The following is a 16,514-nucleotide window of genomic DNA, read 5'->3' as shown; positions in this document are numbered from 1 at the left end:
TACATTGTCAACTATAAAAAATAGAGATGAATCAATCATCTCTACGTCCTAATAATCGTAAAATGTATAAGAAGATATTCAAGAAATCTAAATAAAGCTGTAACGCCATATAAATCGATATCTTTTCATCTTCATACCCATTCAACATATAATTCATTTTTTGTATATCCCAAGCTGTAAGTCCGGTAAATAATAATAGGCCAATCACGCTCCATAAGCGTACATCCATGCTAACTCTAAATAGCATGAAGAAAAATTGACTAAAAATCATCGCAATCAAACCAATCAAACAAATGTTTCCCACTTTACTAAGATCCATTTTAGTCGTCTTTCCAATAATAGCTAAACATGCAAAGTAGATAGCGCTAATGCCAAAGGCTGCTGCAATCTGTCCAGCACTATATACATAAGCCAATGATGTCATATTGATTCCCATTGTAAGTGAATACACAATAAACATCGTCTTCATCTTAGAAGCGGGTGTATTACGTGATAATTGACGTCCCATTGAAATCGTTAACGAAATTTGTACGATGAACAACAATAATGAAATCATTGGAATCTGAATAATAAGCATGAATATGCCAGAAGCATACAACAAGGCCGAAGTGATTGCCGTAATTCCAAGGCCTACCATCATCCAACTGTATACTTTATATAATGAATTTGTACTTACTGAATTTGAATAATTGTTTGTATACATAAATTATTTACCTCCTATTTTTAGAGTATTTTATGTTTTTTATATATACATTACAATATACAACTCGATCAAAATGACTATTATATCCATCAATCTTGCAATAAGAAATCTTGCAGATGTACGATTTTAATTCCCTCATCGTTTCCAACGTCTAAATCATTCAATGTTACAACATACTTAGGATAATTATCTGGGATATCCTTCAAATTCGCAGTTTCACGATCTGAATTTTCAGGTAATTGAATACAGACTTGTACATAGATTTTTTCATCTCTTAAAATACCGACAAAATCGATTTCCTTAGATCCTAATTTTCCAACGTATACATCATAGCCACGTCTTTTTAGTTCTAAATATACAATATTTTCCATTACAGCATCTAACATATTTCGATTATATCCAAACAAGGCATATTTCAATGAAACATCGGCCAAATAATATTTTTCTTGTGTTTTCAAAATGTTTTTACCCTGTAAATCATATCGCCTACAAGGATAAATAATAAAGGCTTGTTCTAACCATCTTAAATAATTATATATACTTTCATTTGAAAGTTGTCGATTCTCACTCTTTAAAAATTTAGAAATTGAATTTGCCGAGAATGTCTTGCCTGTATTTTCTACCACATATTTTACAACACGATCAAACAATTCTTGTTTATGAATGCGATGACGATTTACGATATCTCTAGAAACAACGGTATAATATATACCATTCACAATTTGATATGCCGTATTTGATTCATACTCATTTAATGCGACAACAGGAAAACCGCCAAATCGTATATACTTATTTAGCAACTCTCTTTTTGATAATTGACTCTTAGATTTAAATTTTAAGTACTCACTAAACGACAACGTATATACAGGTATTTGTACATATCTTCCGGTTAGATAAGTTGAGATTTCACTCGACATTAATTTTGAATTTGATCCAGTAACATAAATATCGAAATTTCCTTTTTCTAACAAAGAATTCACCGCTTTTTCCCATCCCGATATTTCTTGAATCTCATCTAAAATCAAATATGAATATGCATTATCCTTTGTTGCACAAACAAGTTCATCATACATTTGTTTAGCCGTAATATTTTGCGCTATATCCATATCTGTATATCTTTTACTGATAATACATTTCTCTTCAACACCTCGCAAAATCAATTCTTCTTTCAACATCTCAAAGATTGTTGATTTTCCACAACGCCTTATGCCAGATAAGATTTTCACTAATGGTTGACCAATGAATGGAGTTATAACTTCTATATAATTTGGTCTATTAATAATCACAACATCACCTTCTTTATTACAAGTATACCAAAAATTGTTATATGTTTTAAATAGTTTTTCATGGTATACCTTAAAAACTATCTCAGTTTATAAACTTTTTTATATTAAAAAGAGAATGTATTTCTACACTCTCTTACTTAATATCCAATTCAATAGGCTCATCCATCGTATCACTGACGTATTTGCCATTCTTTTTTCTTTGTTTCACGCACTCTGTCAACAAATATTCAATTTGTCCATTGACACTGCGAAAATCATCTTCTGCCCATGAAGCAATTTGATCATACAATTTTTTTGAAAGACGCAAAGGAATCTGTTTCTTTTCCATTAATACAAGCTACCAGAATTGACAACTGGCTGCGCATCATGGTTTGCACAAAGTACGACTAACAAGTTAGAAACCATAGCCGCTTTCCTTTCTTCATCCAATTCTACAACCCCATTTTCATTCAACCGATCCAATGCCATTTCAACCATACCAACAGCTCCATCCACAATCATCTTACGTGCATCAATGATAGCACTTGCCTGTTGTCTTTGTAACATTACCGCTGCAATTTCTGGTGCATAAGCCAAGTATGTGATTCTGGCCTCAATGATTTCAATGCCTGCATCTTTTACTTTGCTTTGAATTTCATCACGAATTCTAGAGGCAACCACTTCACTAGAACCTCTAAGACTTCCTTCATCGGCAATACCATCTCCTGTTGTATCTACATTTTCAGCTACATCATAAGGATAAATACGCACAATATTTCTTAATGCACTATCACATTGTAAAGAAAGATATTCCTTATAGTTATCTACATTAAATACAGCTTTTGCGGTATCTGTCACACGCCACATAACGGCAATTCCAATCTCAACAGGATTTCCTAAACAATCATTGATCTTTTGGCGGTTGTTGTTTAAAGTCATGATTTTCAAAGATACTTTTTTAGAAGCCATTTCTACCGTTCCATTATTTTGAGCTTGGAAAATACTTTTCTTCGTACCATCATCCACATCGCCACTCTGATTTAATTTTGTCTTTGCGGCAGGATTCACAGCCTGACAAAAAGGATTAACATAGTAGAATCCAGCATCTTTTAAAGTACCTACATATTTACCAAACAAAGTTAAGACTAAAGCTTCTTGTGGCTTTAATACTTTTAAACCAAGAAATGGAATCCAACCAATACATAGCCATACAACACCAATAATAAAGAATGGCCAAACTAATGCTGCACCAAATATTGTCACCAACAAGGCTACAAGATATAAAACGATCCACAATATCATCATGGCCATGCCATTCTTTTTGTTGCTTAAAACTTTTTCTGTCACGATAAGCACCTCCTGATACCTATATGATATCATTTTGATATCTGTTGTCAATAATAAAAAAGATGGGAATGACCCACCTTTAAAAATTATAGACTTTTATGTAAAGTTTCAAGAACTGTCTTAAGATCATTTACACCCATTTGACCTGGAGCACTCGCCTTTTTAGCTGCACCAAAAGTTAAACAAGAACCAAACACTTCACCAGCTAAACGAGAAATTACACCAGTTGCTGCCATAGACATTGTGATGATTGGACGATCGGCATGTTCTTCTACCATTTCATTTGTAGCCGATAATAATGTCAATACATCCTTTTTAGATTGAGGCATAACTGCAATCTTAGGAATGTCTGCACCCTTTTCTTGCATAGCACACAAACGAGAAATGATTTCTTCTTTAGATGGTGTTTTAAAGAAGTCATGGTTCGACATGATTACTTTTACTCCATTTTCATGCGCTGTCGTTACAATCGTTTCAACTTCTGAATCCCCAGTATATAATTCAACATCCACTGCATCTACATATCCACTTTTGGCAACTGCACAATTTAATTCTACGTAGTATTCAGTAGATACTTCTAATTCTCCACCTTCTTTTTTAGAACGGAAAGTAGCTAATACTGGAGTTTCTTTAAATGCTTCACGCAATTCTTTTGCCATTTCAACTACTTCATTTGTGTCTTCAACACCATCAAACCAATCCATACGCCATTCAATAATATCAGCTGGTGTATCAAGAATAATTTTAGCTTGTTCTAAAACATCTTCTTTACTCTTTCCACAAATAGGAACACAAATCTTTGGTACACCTGCACCAAATTCAACATTTTTCATTGTTACCGTATTCATTTTTTATTCTCCTTTATTCATATTTTTTGTATATGCATCAAACAACGCATCACCGACTTGTTGTCTGATATCTTCATAAATTGAACTTGAACGGTTTCTCATTTCATTTAAAACTTCTTGTGATAAATTGATTTCTAGTGTACCACTCTCTTTAATGATATTTAAACGATTCGATACACGTTTATCACATTGTTCACGCGAATAATCACGTGCATTTTGGGCTGCTTGATCTACAATCTTTTTGTCCTTATCTGACAAATGATTATAAAAATCTTCATTAACGATCATAGAAAGTAAATGTGGTAAATGATTGGTCTTCACAACATAATCCTGTTGCTCATAGATTTTTCCAGATACAATGACTTCATATGGATTTTCTTGCGCATCAATCGTTCCTTGCTGCAAACCAATGTACACTTCACTAAAGGCCATTGGCGTAGGATTCGCTCCAATTTCCTGCCAGAAGGCTAAGTGATACTTGTTTTCCATTGTACGAATCTTTTGCCCTTTAAAATCTTCTATAGACTCAATCTTTTTATTTGTCGTCATGACACGGAAGTTTTGATCACTCATCGCAAGCAATCTTACACTATGTTCAGAATATACTTTATTGATTAATTTCATAAACTCTTCATCATCTAAAGTACTTCTTAAATCTTCAATATTCGTATAAGCCATAGGTAAATCGAAAATCGCTAATTTTGCGATAAAGTTAGCTTGAGGAGCCGTATTTTGTACTACAAATGGGATATCTCCATTTATACAGCTTTCTACAAGCTCTCTATCCCCACCAACAGTGCCGTTGTGATAAGCTTTGATTTGAATTTGTCCATTCGATAATCGCTCTACTTCTTCAACAAACTTATTTGTGAAAATACCCGTTACTGTATCGGCTGGTGAATCATTGGCAATGATCCAAGGAAAAGATTGACTTGCCTTTGCAGGATCATCTTCTTTAGCAACACAAGCCGTTAATGAAAAGGCAGTTATCATAGAAATTAAAATTGATACTATTTTTTTCATACGTACCTCCTATGCGACTAATGCCAGTGAAATTTGTGGAATAAATGTAATCAATAACAAAGCGATAAAGAAGAAACCAATCAATGGCAATGCTTTTTTCGCAATATTCATTACTGGAATATCCACTAGAGAACTAGCTACAAATAAATTGATTCCAATTGGTGGTGTCACAAAGCCAATGGCTAAGTTCACAACCATAATGATTCCAAAGTGTACCGAATCTACACCAACACTTTGAGCAATTGGAAGTAGGATTGGTGTCAAAATCAAGATAGCGGGGCTTGTATCCATTACCATACCTACAATCAACAACAAGATATTGATTACAATCAATACAGCTACTTTTCCATGAATTGTATTCAAAATAAAGTTTGCCGCTGTATCCGGAATTTGAAGTAGTGTAATAATTCTTGAAAATGCAACGGCCGAGGCAAGAATAAATAAGATTGGTGCAAATGTTTTGATAGATTCTACAAATACATCATATAAATCTTTTACATGCAAAGATTTATAGATAAATAACGAAAGAAATAAAGCATAGAAAACTGAGATAACGGCCGCTTCTGTCGGACTTGCCACACCCGAATAGATACATCCTAAAATGATGACAGGTGTAAGTAGTGCCCAAAAGCTATCAAAGAACACTTTCTTAAATCCTTTATCATGAAGAGCATTTACTTCTGCATTGATTTTATCTTTATCTTCTCCATGCTTTTTACAATAGTAGAAGGCATAAATCATTAATAATGCAGCAATCAATAAGCCTGGAACAATACCGGCCATAAACATTCTTCCTACACTCGTACCACTTGCCATACCATATAAGATGAATGGAATGCTTGGTGGAATGATGACGCCAAGGCCTCCTGCAACCGCAACAATGGCTGTGACAAACGTCTTATCATAACCAAGTTTTACAAGCAAAGGAATCGTCATACTACCTACAGCTGCAACTGTTGCAGGAGCACTTCCTGAAATAGCACCATAGAATAGACATGTGATAATCGCAGCACATGGCATTCCGGAAGTTCTTTTTCCAATAAAGAAAGAAAACACATCAAATAATTTTTTACTTACGCCACCTTTTGCCATCAAGATACCAGAAAGCACAAACATAGGAACGGCTAATAGCGGAAAGGAATCAATTCCTCCAAACATAGCACGAATAATGTATTCTGGTGAAATAGTAAAGTTAGGATCTAATATAGATGGGGCCAAAGAAACAATACTAAGAGTAGATGATATAGGAACGGACAATAATAAAAGCACAACAAATAATATAAATACGGCAATAGCTAACATTATCTTCCCTCCCTTGGATCTTGATCAATAATTTTCTCATTATTCAACATACGTTTCACATTCTCTACTTCACATATAATTTGTTGAAAAGAACGTATTGTGGCCAAAACAAATCCAACAAATGGCGCACATTGAACGTATGGCATTGGAAGTTGTAAAGCAGGGCTTGTCTGTTTTGAGGCAATTGATAACATCAAAAATTTGTATCCATGAATACTCAAATAAAAGAAGAGTACAAATAACAATATATTTAACAATAATTGTGCAAATACATAAGCTTTTTTAGGAAACATATTGATAACTTGATCAACCTTAATGGAAATCCATCGTTTAATGCAGTAGCTAATACTGATAAAACAAGACCAGATAAACATGTATCTTGTGAGTTCTTCAGACCAGCTTAAAGAAAAATTCAGTACATAGCGACAGAACACCTGAATTCCCATAATGCATGCCATTGCCACAAGCAATACAATAAGTAGAATTTCCTCTAACTTGTCGTCGAGCAGTTTTATAACTTTCAATCTATCACATCCTTTTTTTCATTATTTTAGCAAAAACACGGTACTTTTGTACCGCATTTTATTCATAATTAATCTTGCGCAACTAAATTTTTGTATCGTAAATTTACGTATAATCCAAGTAATACACCAACTGCGGTTAATACAATATTCATTGTCATAACGCCACTTGGTGTCATGTTACCTGCAGCTGTTAAGATTGTATAGTTACATAGACTTGAAGCAATCATAACCAATGCAGTTACTGTACCTTTAATTTTAGGGAAGATCATATTACATACGGATGTAGCAATTTGTAGTAATCCACCGGCACCAGCCCATCCAATTACGAATGCACCGATTGTACACATTGTCTGACTTGGAGCAACCAATACAATGATCAACATAGCTAAACAAATAGCTGGATACGCCAAGATGAAACGAACATCTTTAATTTTACGAGTTAAGAATGAAGTCACGACTAAAGCAATCATAGTTCCCATTGAATAGTATGTCTGCATAGCGCTAGGATCAGCCCATCCTGCAACATCTTTCGCAAAGTTTTGTGCACAGTTTAACCATAATTGGAATGTTCCTGTACAAGTAAATCCGATTAAAATCATTGCGATAGATTCAATTGAGAAGTGTGTTTCTTTCATGCTGGCAATTAAGCCTTGTTTCTTTTCTCCATTTGCTGAATCTGTATCTGGCATCGGGCAGAATAGAATCAACGCTGCAAGTACTAGATAAGCAATTCCACAAACCCAGAATAAGCGATTATAAGAAGTAGCTCCAGTCGCTGTTGTGCTTACAGCCATACCTAAGAAGAATGGCAAGAACATTTGGCTAACTGAAATGAAGAATTTGATTCCCATTGTTGCAACACCAGGTGCATCGCTAATTGCCTCTGCAACGGCAGGATAGATTCCTGTATCCAAGAATGAGTTTGCGATACCACCAACGATGGCACATACATAGGCAATTGTATATCCTCCGTTTGCTCCTGCATTAAATGCGAAGACTAAACCAATCATATATACAGCATAACTTAATCCACCAATAAACATAGAAATTTTACGTCCCAATTTATCCGATAATGGACCCGCAAAAGGAAGAGCGACTAAACGTCCAAGTCCTAATGCAGCTGAAATTTTTGTGATTGACATTGGGTCACATCCCCAGCTTGTCGCAAGTGATTCTTTAATCACAGCTTGTCCAAGTACTGAACATCCAACACCATGAATAAAGTAGTTCAAGTACATAATAAGGACGGAAGGTAAATATTTTTTATCTTTCATATTCTCTTTTCTCCTATACTCTCTAATTAAAAATCAAATCCCATTACTTTTTTAATGTGATCGACTGGCATTTCTTTTCCAGTCCATAGTTCGAATGCTGCAGCACCTTGGTAAAGCATCATTGGGAAACCATTTAATGTTTTACATCCAACACTTTCAGCCATTTCCAACAATTTAGTTTTTGCAGGTGCATACACTGTATCTGTTACAATCAAGTCTTCACGTAAGAATGAAGTATCTGGTAACCAAGTTTGTCCTTCTAAAGGTTTCATGCCCATACCAGTCGCATTTGTTAAGATGTAACTTGATTCAATTTCTTTACGCAATGCTTCTTTGTCATCTAAATCAAATAATTTAGCTTTACAGTTTGTGTTTTTGTTGATTTTTTCAACAGTTTCTTCAGCATTTGCCCAGAATTTATCTTTACGGTTGAAGATTGAAATTTCAGCAACACCATCTAATGCAGCTTGAATTTCAATAGCTGTTGCAGCTCCACCAGCTCCAGCAATAGTCATTTTCTTACCAATCGCATCGATTCCCGCATCTTTTAAACCTTTCATGTATCCAACACCATCTGTAATAGTTCCTGTTAATACACCATTGTCATTTACTACTGTATTTACAGCTCCACACATTTCAGCAGCTGGAGTCAATTTATCTAAGTATTTTCCGATAACAGTTTTGTTAGGCATTGATACGTTCCATCCACGAACTTTCATAGCTCTAAAACCTTTAACTGTATCTTCCAAAGTATCATTATCTACTTCGAATGCAAGATAAGCATAATCTAAACCTAATTTTGCGAACGCTTCATTGTGCATCTTTGGTGATGATGAATGGCGAATAGGGTATGCGATCAACCCAATTAATTCTGTGTGTCCTGTAATTCTTTCACTCATGTTCTTTTCCTCCTAAAGTGATTTTATTCTAAGTATCCCTTTGTTTTTAATGTGTTTAAAATGTTACGTCCTTCTGCAGTACCATCAATGATACGACGAGCACGAACGCTATCACCAATATTAACGATTTCTACGTTTTTGTCTTCAAAACTTTCTGTTAAGTCTTTCATCAATGGTGAATAGCTACGCATTCCTAAACAAACGAATCCATAATCAAAGTCTAATTGTTCGTTTTGATCATTACGTTTTACAATAAAGTGATCTGGATGAACTTCTTGCAGTGCTGTTGATGTTAAGATATTTACATGATTCTTTTCTAATAATGCATATGTACCTACTTTAGTAACGATATCTAAATCTTTACCTACAACTGGAAGCATTTCTACGATAGAAACATCAGCCTTACGATTTGAGAAGAATTCAACTACATCAAGACCTACGGCTCCCCCACCGACAACAACAACTTTTTTTCCTTCCATATCCATTGGATAGTTATCGATATTGTTGATCATGCCTAAGATTCCTTTTACGCCGCTTTGTGGACGATCAATATTTTCGCGCAATCCAGTAATTGGAGGTAATAAAGGAGTTGATCCTGTTGCGTTGACAATTACGTCTGGTTTTAAAGCTTCTACCAATGGAATTGTAGCTTCTGTATTTGTGAATGTGATTAAGTTTTTCAATTTACTAGCACGACGAATCAAGTAGTCTGGAAAATCTCTTAAACGTTTCTTTTCTGGAATTTTAGAAATTTCAACACTCAATCCACCTAAATGATCTTCTTTTTCAATTAAGAATGTCATACACCCTACTTCTGCAGCTGTACATGCGGCTTCAAGACCTGCAGTACCTCCACCAATAACGACAACATTACATGGTTTCTTTACTTTTTGATTCTTATAAGCTTCCCCTTCATTTACACTAGGGTTGATTGTACAACGGATTGGACGATTTAATCCAATACGGTGACCACTACATCCGATGTTACAAGAAATACATTTACGAACTTCATCTAAACGTCCTTCTTTCACTTTTAATGGCCATTGAGGATCCGCTACAAATTGACGTCCTAAACCGATGAAGTCTGCTTGTTCAGATTCAATAATTTTATTTGCGACTTTTGGATCACGAATATTACCTACTGTAATAACTGGTTTATTGAATTTTTCCTTAACCGCAGTCGCCAAATAAGTTCTCCAACCATCTTTTAAGTAGTTGGCATCAATTTGGTATTGAATTGAATCTACAAGTCCACAAGAAACATCGATAATATCAGCTTCTTCTTGGAAGTATTCTAATAAATGTAAAGTATCTTCCAATGTATTTCCACCTGGTAAGAATTCATCTGCACTAATACGAATCAAGATTGGGAAGAATGGTCCAACTGCTTCACGTACAGCTTTTAAAATCAACGATGCAAAACGCGCACGGTTTTCACAGCTTCCGCCAAATTCATCTGTTCTATTATTCGTTAATGGTGATAAGAACTGACTAATTAAATAAGAGTGTCCACAGTGGATTTCAACAGCATCAAATCCAGCAATCTGAGCACGCTTAGCCGCTTTGGCATAGCTTTCAACGATTGAATAAATTTCATCTTTTGTCAAAGGACGAGGAATTGCTCCACCTTTTTTATTTGGTAAATCACTAGCAGATACTGGCTGCATGTTGATTCTTTCAGCAACAGCACTTGCACCTGCATGGTTTAACTGAACGGCAATCTTAGTGTCGTGTTTGTGGATTGTTTCCGTTAATTTGAACATTCTAGGAATGTAGCTATCTAAATCTAAACGTAACTGAGTTGTTCCATTTGATCCTGCCGGATAATCAACACATGCGTTTTCAACGATGATTAAACCAGCTCCACCTTGTGCTCTTTGTTCATAATAATCAATGTGCAAAAAACTCATTTCCCCTGTGTTTTCTGCGAAGTTTGTCCCCATTGGAGTCATAACAATACGGTTTGGAATTGTACATCTTCTGACTTCTAATGGTTGAAATAATGAATTAAACTTTCCCATTTTTCCCTCCTAAATGTTAACTAATTCACAAGACATCTTTATTATAATTTTTTAAACATATTGAAACAATTACGTTTTATCTATTTATTTATAGATTTTTTCTATACATTCATTTATACTAAATCTAGGAGGATACCATGAATCTTAACCATTTATATTACTTTAAAATGCTTGCTGAAACTGAACACTATACACAAGCTGCCAACATGTTAGATATCACTCAGCCTTCCCTTTCCCATGCCATTTCGCAATTAGAGAACGAATTAAATTGTTACTTATTTGAAAAACAAGGAAGAAACATTCGTCTAACAAAATATGGTAAAATTTTCTATGAATATGTCACAAAAGGCTTGAGTGAAATTGAACTTGGACAAAAAAAGATTGATGTCATCACTTCCCCTAATCAAGGATGGATCAACCTAGCTTTTATTTATACACTTGGATATCGTTATGTTCCACATTTAATTCAACATTTCCACTTTGATAAAAACAATAGTAAGATTAAATTCACTTTAAAACAAGGAAGCACAAGCGCCTTATTGGATGGTCTTGAAGAAGAAAAGTACGATTTAGTTCTTTGTTCCTATCAAGAAAATCGAAATAATATCAATTTTGTTCCCATCACAACGGAAGAATTAGTTGTCGTAGTATCAAAATTAAATCCATTGGCTTTAAAGAATGAAATTGATTTGCAGGAACTTCAAAATGAATATTTTATTTATTATAGTAAGCACAGTGGATTAAGACCATTGATTGATGATTTATTTCATTCCAACAATATCGATCCAAACATTCTGTTTGAAGTCAAAGAAGACAGCGCCATCCTTGGTTTAGTTGATATTAACTATGGTGTAGCAGTTGTACCAAACATTCCCATGATTGATCATTTCCATTTAAAGAAGTTAAAAATCAAGAATCCACAAAAGAAACGTATTATTTATATGGCTACAGTAAAAAATAGATATGCACCTCCTGCTGTGCATTCATTTTGTAACTTCATTGTTCAAAACTCCAATATAGATTAAAGAAGAGATCACAAATCGATCTCTTCTTTTAGTCTAATAATAAATTTTCATATTAAATACAGTTTTTTTAGAAAGTAACACCCGCTAAAGCCAATGTACTAAAGTATACAAGGTCAAATTATTGAAATAATATGTATTAATCCTTTGTAAAATAACATCGATATAGTATTTCAATCATTGTTTTATATGAAATTTCTTTTATCCCTATTGTCTTTAAATCTACATTATCATTTTCAACCAATCCCAAAAATTGCTTCATGTCTTCTAGAATTTCTGCACTAACCATTTGTCTAGTATCTAATGCAATCACTTGAGCTAATCGAAAAACATCATTTTTATGTTTCTTTATATTTTTACTATCGACATGTTCCCCACTTTTCTTTCGCATAGACAGATCAAGATAAGCTTTCATCTTAAATGGTATCAAGCATGTTGGTCTAAGCACCGGAATTCCATCTACAATTATTTGTCCAGTTTTCAACAATTCATAATACTCTTCATTTAAAAGAATTGCTGATAAACTTGATACTTCTTCATCTATTGGAAGTGGAGTTAGATATGCATCATCCTCTAAAATTATATAGTCTGGATTTCTTGAAAAAATTTCGATCATAAATGGATATTCATTACTTTTCGGTGATGTGAAACGATAAAATTGAGCATTTTGAGTACTCTTATTTATATGTGAATACTCGGCTTCTTTAATATATTTCCAAAACGCTTTGCCAAATTCATATGTAATGGATTCAACAATTAAAGCAATATCCAAATCTTTAGTTGCACGAAAAGGAAGTTCTTCACTTTCCGCACATGAAGAAATAATAAAAAAAACACGATAATTAAAGGCTTATTTGAAGTATAAATAAGTTTGAATTGTTTGTTTTTACGCCTGATTTGCGCCTAGAATTTTAAAAAGTAGAATATTGACTTGTAAAATGGTATGCAAAATTGTATGCCATTTTTTTAAAATTAATAGGTTATAATGAGTGTATAGAAAAAAGGTGAAAAAATGGAAAAAAAACTAGATACTAATATGTATGTTTATTTTGGTTCTGAGCATTATGATAGAGAACTATTTAAAAATGATAAAAATTTAAATATACCAAAGTTTAGCTTGATTGGATTTTCTTTAAAGTCTAAAAATGGATGGAGAAAATGGCGTGATGATAATGACATGAATAGTGTAAGTAAATATGATTATTTTTGCTTTAGAATAAATAACAATAACTTGGCATTGGAAAACATAGATGATATAAAATAACTTCCTCATTACACAAATAAGGGGAGATATAGTATAGATTATGAAGCACTTTTAAAAATGGATTATCCGATTTATGCGTTGCATATGAAAAGCAAGGTAGCTAAATATTTGTTGGGAATTGAATATGATTGTGTCTTGGTATTAAGTGATGTTTGCTTAATAGAAAACTATAGTGCTAAAGGTACAGATAATCCTATTATTTTTAACAATATATGTCCATTGAAGTATAATAAGCGATTAGTTGGAGAAAAAGAAATTCTATACTTTGAATGCAAATTTAATGATAGGAAGTATATATATTGTGAACAAGCTGACGAATATTATGGCTTTAAATATTTGATAGTTTGTTTATTAAGTGGAGAGATTGTGGAAACTTTAGGATATTATGAAAAAGAATTATTCACTATTTGTGAGGAGATTATGATAGAAAGTGCTAAAGAAATTTAACAAGATGACTATCATATTGAATTTTAAGTACTTTTATGATATTTTAAATTTTAGGTGGGTGATTAAGTATATGTATAAATATCGATATTGTATAACAACTGCAAAAAAAATTGACAATTTAGTTACTTATTCAAAAGAGATTGAAAAATGTATTGATGTATTTAATGAAGCTTCTAGACATGCAAGAAATTATAAAAATATAATTACTCCAGTAAAATTTGATAATTCTAGTGTCGAATTTATCTTAGAATCAGAAAACGATTTAGGAGATAATCCTTCTTTACGCCCTCTTTTGTTATTATCAAAATTATTACTAGATATAGAGGGGTTAAATGAATACTATATAAATAAGAGATTTTTAAAAATTTTGGTATCTAAAAGAATATCTATTGATAATCTAGAAGTTAAACTAAGCGATAAAGAAGTTTTTAAATGTTTAGTTGATGTATATATGAATAACGAAAAGTTAACACCCTATATGAATAAACTGAATAAAGATATAAAGCAAGATATATATAAATTAGTAGAAGAATATCTAGAAAAAAAAGAATAGAATAAAAGAAATCACTTTATATAAAAGTGATTTTTTTTATGTATTATATCTCCGAGTTAATTAACGTACATTAATAGCATCATATAATGATGTACATAATAGTTGCGTTGCAAGCTAAAATAAGATAAAATGATGAAGAGGTGATAAATATGAATAAAGAATACTTGGATTTAATTTATGAAAATGAAGGTGAAGAAGAAGTTAAAAATGCAATACTTTTTGAGAATGAATGGATTGACATTAATGAAGAAGCATGGGAATTGTAAGTTAAAAGAAGGATGAAGTTATGTATAAAAATAAAGACTCTACAAACTACAAAAGATATAAAAGAACAAAGGAAAGATAATGAATATTGTTAAACAAGATAATGTAATAAGAGAAATTAAATCTTTGCCCAGAGTTGAAAAGGAACTGCTTGAATATGAGTTCATAGATAGGACCCCAAGCAGAGTATATGTTTTAGATACTGATGAGGAATATTTCTTAAGTTCGTTACTGTCAGTTCTTGATAATAACGAATTAAACGATACTAAAAAGATACGAATGATTAGAGAGAATATATTGGCAATTCAAAGTTCATTCGCTTTAGAATTATACATTCCGTTTAATGCAATTAAAATTTATACAGAATACTATGTAACGAATTATAAAGATCAGGAGAAAAAATGATGATAGATTATAAAGAGAATTTAATTAATGAAAATAGCGAGTTAAATCAGTATGACCCAATTACAAAGTTGATGAAATATAGAATGTTATCTAATGAAGAAATGATAGATAGAGATAGATGTGAATGTGCATATAGAGCATATAAAAAGTTAAATTGGTTAAATGATAATAACAAAGATTTAGAACCTGATACATTTTTTAGCTCTCCTTATTACTATATTAAAGAAATGTGTAGAAAGTATGATATAGAAAATAATAATAATTATTATGTTAGTGATTTCAAAAGATTTGTAATATCAGAAAAGGATGAGGACTATTTAAATATGGACAATAATCGTGCTCAATACCTTAGAAAAGAATGGTTTTGTTTAAAATCAACAAAAGAGCATTATCGAAAGATATTTACTAACGAAGATGTATTATTTTATGTAGAGAGTGCTCATAAAATTGGTGCGTTTCATATTATACCTAAAAGATTTGGGTATTTGCCAAAATGTAAATGGCTTTTAGATGATGGTATAAGAGCTTTGATGGTGATTGAAGATAATTGGATAAGCATCAAAAGGAGTTATGGAAATATATCATTTGAAGAGTATAAAAGAAAGTTTATGTTAGAAGATGTTTATTATAATAGAAAATTGAGAAAAGAACTAATGATTGATTTTAATATGACATGGGAAGAACTGTTTGAAACATTGAAGAAATTAGCGATAGTGATTAATAATAGAACTGAATCGATTATTCGAAGATTAGAAGAAATGTAAGATGAGGTATTCTTACTATGAAAATATTTGTTGATGATAAAAGAGATTTTAGTGAAGTTCAATTATGTGGATATAATTGTGTTAGGACATATAAGCAATGTATAACGTTATTATCAGTGTTTAAAGATATTGATGTGGTACTACGTCAAGAAAAAGGACTCATAAAATAGATAAATTTTAAATTCTAATGTTTTGAATAATAATTATTCTCATATTGATTTGGTGATTCATAACCGCAATGGCTATGGATTCGTATCGTGTTGTAGAATGTTTCAATATATTCGAAACACAAATCATATGCATGATCATAATCATAAATCAAAGTACGATTTAACCATTCTCTTTTAATTACTGAATGAAAAGATTCTATACATGCATTATCCCATGGTGTGCCTTTTTTTGAATAACTTAGAATCAGTCCTGCCGTTAATTTTTTATAAAGTTTGCTTGTATAATGTACTCCTCTATCCGAATGAATAATTACAGGATTCGCTGTTTTTCTCCGCTTTCTAGCCATCTCTATACATTTCAATACTTCTTCCACTTCCAATGTTCTTGATAATGTCCATGCAATTATTTTTCTTGAATA

At 32.5% G+C, this 16,514-nt stretch carries 19 protein-coding genes; 6 read left to right on the top strand and 13 right to left on the bottom strand.

Annotation, left to right across the window (positions count from 1 at the left end; translation table 11 throughout):
- Positions 1-31: 31 nt before the first annotated feature.
- The 11 genes from H8911_RS06810 to H8911_RS06760 all read right to left on the bottom strand — a co-directional run bounded on the left by H8911_RS06810 (position 32) and on the right by H8911_RS06760 (position 11,206).
- The gene (locus tag H8911_RS06810) at positions 32-703 is read right to left on the bottom strand and encodes a Bax inhibitor-1/YccA family protein (protein WP_117924142.1); all 672 of its coding nucleotides are present in this window, start codon (positions 701-703) and stop codon (positions 32-34) included.
- Between the two features lie 89 nt (positions 704-792).
- A complete protein-coding gene (locus H8911_RS12940; protein WP_186999113.1) occupies positions 793-1,989 on the bottom strand; it encodes an ATP-binding protein in 1,197 nt (398 codons plus the stop codon).
- A gap of 133 nt (positions 1,990-2,122) precedes the next feature.
- On the bottom strand, positions 2,123-2,317 hold the full coding sequence (locus H8911_RS06800) for a type II toxin-antitoxin system antitoxin (RefSeq protein WP_117573687.1): 195 nt from the start codon (positions 2,315-2,317) through the stop codon (positions 2,123-2,125).
- Positions 2,317-3,315 carry an SPFH domain-containing protein gene (locus H8911_RS06795; RefSeq protein WP_186999112.1) on the bottom strand — a complete coding sequence of 333 codons (999 nt, stop codon included), beginning with the start codon at positions 3,313-3,315 and terminating at the stop codon, positions 2,317-2,319. Before H8911_RS06795 ends, H8911_RS06800 begins: the two co-directional genes overlap by 1 nt.
- 86 nt (positions 3,316-3,401) lie before the next feature.
- Positions 3,402-4,163, bottom strand: a complete 762-nt coding sequence (gene aroD / locus H8911_RS06790; protein ID WP_186999111.1) for a type I 3-dehydroquinate dehydratase — start codon at positions 4,161-4,163, stop codon at positions 3,402-3,404.
- A 3-nt stretch (positions 4,164-4,166) separates the two neighbouring features.
- The gene (locus H8911_RS06785; protein ID WP_186999110.1) at positions 4,167-5,186 is read right to left on the bottom strand and encodes a TRAP transporter substrate-binding protein; all 1,020 of its coding nucleotides are present in this window, start codon (positions 5,184-5,186) and stop codon (positions 4,167-4,169) included.
- Positions 5,187-5,195: 9 nt separating this feature from the next.
- A complete protein-coding gene (locus tag H8911_RS06780; RefSeq protein WP_186999109.1) occupies positions 5,196-6,488 on the bottom strand; it encodes a TRAP transporter large permease in 1,293 nt (430 codons plus the stop codon).
- A complete protein-coding gene (locus H8911_RS06775) occupies positions 6,488-7,012 on the bottom strand; it encodes a TRAP transporter small permease (protein ID WP_117924132.1) in 525 nt (174 codons plus the stop codon). Before H8911_RS06775 ends, H8911_RS06780 begins: the two co-directional genes overlap by 1 nt.
- Before the next feature lie 68 nt (positions 7,013-7,080).
- Entirely contained in the window at positions 7,081-8,286 is a 1,206-nt protein-coding gene (locus tag H8911_RS06770; RefSeq protein WP_186999108.1) for an MFS transporter, read from the bottom strand.
- Positions 8,287-8,312: 26 nt separating this feature from the next.
- The gene (locus tag H8911_RS06765) at positions 8,313-9,185 is read right to left on the bottom strand and encodes a shikimate dehydrogenase (RefSeq protein ID WP_117924128.1); all 873 of its coding nucleotides are present in this window, start codon (positions 9,183-9,185) and stop codon (positions 8,313-8,315) included.
- A gap of 23 nt (positions 9,186-9,208) precedes the next feature.
- Complete coding sequence (locus H8911_RS06760; RefSeq protein ID WP_117924126.1) at positions 9,209-11,206, bottom strand: oxidoreductase; 1,998 nt, start codon at positions 11,204-11,206, stop codon at positions 9,209-9,211.
- A 137-nt stretch (positions 11,207-11,343) separates the two neighbouring features.
- On the opposite strand from H8911_RS06760, the gene H8911_RS06755 reads away from it, so the two are divergent.
- Positions 11,344-12,231 carry a LysR family transcriptional regulator gene (locus H8911_RS06755; RefSeq protein WP_186999107.1) on the top strand — a complete coding sequence of 296 codons (888 nt, stop codon included), beginning with the start codon at positions 11,344-11,346 and terminating at the stop codon, positions 12,229-12,231.
- Positions 12,232-12,367: 136 nt separating this feature from the next.
- On the opposite strand, the gene H8911_RS06750 is transcribed toward H8911_RS06755, so the two are convergent.
- Entirely contained in the window at positions 12,368-13,000 is a 633-nt protein-coding gene (locus H8911_RS06750; protein ID WP_222620984.1) for a hypothetical protein, read from the bottom strand.
- Between the two features lie 240 nt (positions 13,001-13,240).
- On the opposite strand from H8911_RS06750, the gene H8911_RS06745 reads away from it, so the two are divergent.
- The 5 genes from H8911_RS06745 (at position 13,241) to H8911_RS06725 (ending at position 15,925) form a co-directional block, all read left to right on the top strand.
- On the top strand, positions 13,241-13,492 hold the full coding sequence (locus H8911_RS06745) for a hypothetical protein (RefSeq protein WP_186999106.1): 252 nt from the start codon (positions 13,241-13,243) through the stop codon (positions 13,490-13,492).
- Between the two features lie 57 nt (positions 13,493-13,549).
- The gene (locus tag H8911_RS06740; protein ID WP_186999105.1) at positions 13,550-13,939 is read left to right on the top strand and encodes a hypothetical protein; all 390 of its coding nucleotides are present in this window, start codon (positions 13,550-13,552) and stop codon (positions 13,937-13,939) included.
- Between the two features lie 70 nt (positions 13,940-14,009).
- On the top strand, positions 14,010-14,492 hold the full coding sequence (locus H8911_RS06735) for a hypothetical protein (RefSeq protein WP_186999104.1): 483 nt from the start codon (positions 14,010-14,012) through the stop codon (positions 14,490-14,492).
- A 345-nt stretch (positions 14,493-14,837) separates the two neighbouring features.
- On the top strand, positions 14,838-15,161 hold the full coding sequence (locus tag H8911_RS06730) for a hypothetical protein (RefSeq protein WP_186999103.1): 324 nt from the start codon (positions 14,838-14,840) through the stop codon (positions 15,159-15,161).
- Entirely contained in the window at positions 15,158-15,925 is a 768-nt protein-coding gene (locus tag H8911_RS06725) for a hypothetical protein (protein WP_186999102.1), read from the top strand. Before H8911_RS06730 ends, H8911_RS06725 begins: the two co-directional genes overlap by 4 nt.
- A gap of 184 nt (positions 15,926-16,109) precedes the next feature.
- Here the strand turns inward: H8911_RS06725 and H8911_RS06720 are convergent.
- The coding region (locus H8911_RS06720) for an integrase core domain-containing protein (RefSeq protein WP_186999101.1) at positions 16,110-16,514 on the bottom strand (405 nt) is incomplete at its 5' end.

Source organism: Holdemanella hominis, assembly GCF_014306155.1.
Lineage (GTDB): Bacteria > Bacillota_I > Bacilli_A > Erysipelotrichales > Erysipelotrichaceae > Holdemanella > Holdemanella hominis.
This window is presented reverse-complemented; position numbering and strand designations above follow the sequence as displayed.

Excerpts from the sequence above, each read along its gene's own strand:
- H8911_RS06730 (WP_186999103.1), top strand. The coding sequence starts at position 14,838 with ATGAATATTGTTAAACAAGATAATGTAATAAGAGAAATTAAATCTTTG.
- H8911_RS06745 (WP_186999106.1), top strand. The coding sequence starts at position 13,241 with ATGGAAAAAAAACTAGATACTAATATGTATGTTTATTTTGGTTCTGAG.
- H8911_RS06770 (WP_186999108.1), bottom strand. The coding sequence starts at position 8,286 with ATGAAAGATAAAAAATATTTACCTTCCGTCCTTATTATGTACTTGAAC.
- H8911_RS06740 (WP_186999105.1), top strand. The coding sequence starts at position 13,550 with ATGGATTATCCGATTTATGCGTTGCATATGAAAAGCAAGGTAGCTAAA.
- H8911_RS06810 (WP_117924142.1), bottom strand. The coding sequence starts at position 703 with ATGTATACAAACAATTATTCAAATTCAGTAAGTACAAATTCATTATAT.
- H8911_RS06755 (WP_186999107.1), top strand. The coding sequence starts at position 11,344 with ATGAATCTTAACCATTTATATTACTTTAAAATGCTTGCTGAAACTGAA.
- H8911_RS06765 (WP_117924128.1), bottom strand. The coding sequence starts at position 9,185 with ATGAGTGAAAGAATTACAGGACACACAGAATTAATTGGGTTGATCGCA.
- H8911_RS06785 (WP_186999110.1), bottom strand. The coding sequence starts at position 5,186 with ATGAAAAAAATAGTATCAATTTTAATTTCTATGATAACTGCCTTTTCA.
- H8911_RS06800 (WP_117573687.1), bottom strand. The coding sequence starts at position 2,317 with ATGGAAAAGAAACAGATTCCTTTGCGTCTTTCAAAAAAATTGTATGAT.
- aroD (WP_186999111.1), bottom strand. The coding sequence starts at position 4,163 with ATGAATACGGTAACAATGAAAAATGTTGAATTTGGTGCAGGTGTACCA.
- H8911_RS06760 (WP_117924126.1), bottom strand. The coding sequence starts at position 11,206 with ATGGGAAAGTTTAATTCATTATTTCAACCATTAGAAGTCAGAAGATGT.
- H8911_RS06735 (WP_186999104.1), top strand. The coding sequence starts at position 14,010 with ATGTATAAATATCGATATTGTATAACAACTGCAAAAAAAATTGACAAT.
- H8911_RS06725 (WP_186999102.1), top strand. The coding sequence starts at position 15,158 with ATGATGATAGATTATAAAGAGAATTTAATTAATGAAAATAGCGAGTTA.
- H8911_RS06780 (WP_186999109.1), bottom strand. The coding sequence starts at position 6,488 with ATGTTAGCTATTGCCGTATTTATATTATTTGTTGTGCTTTTATTATTG.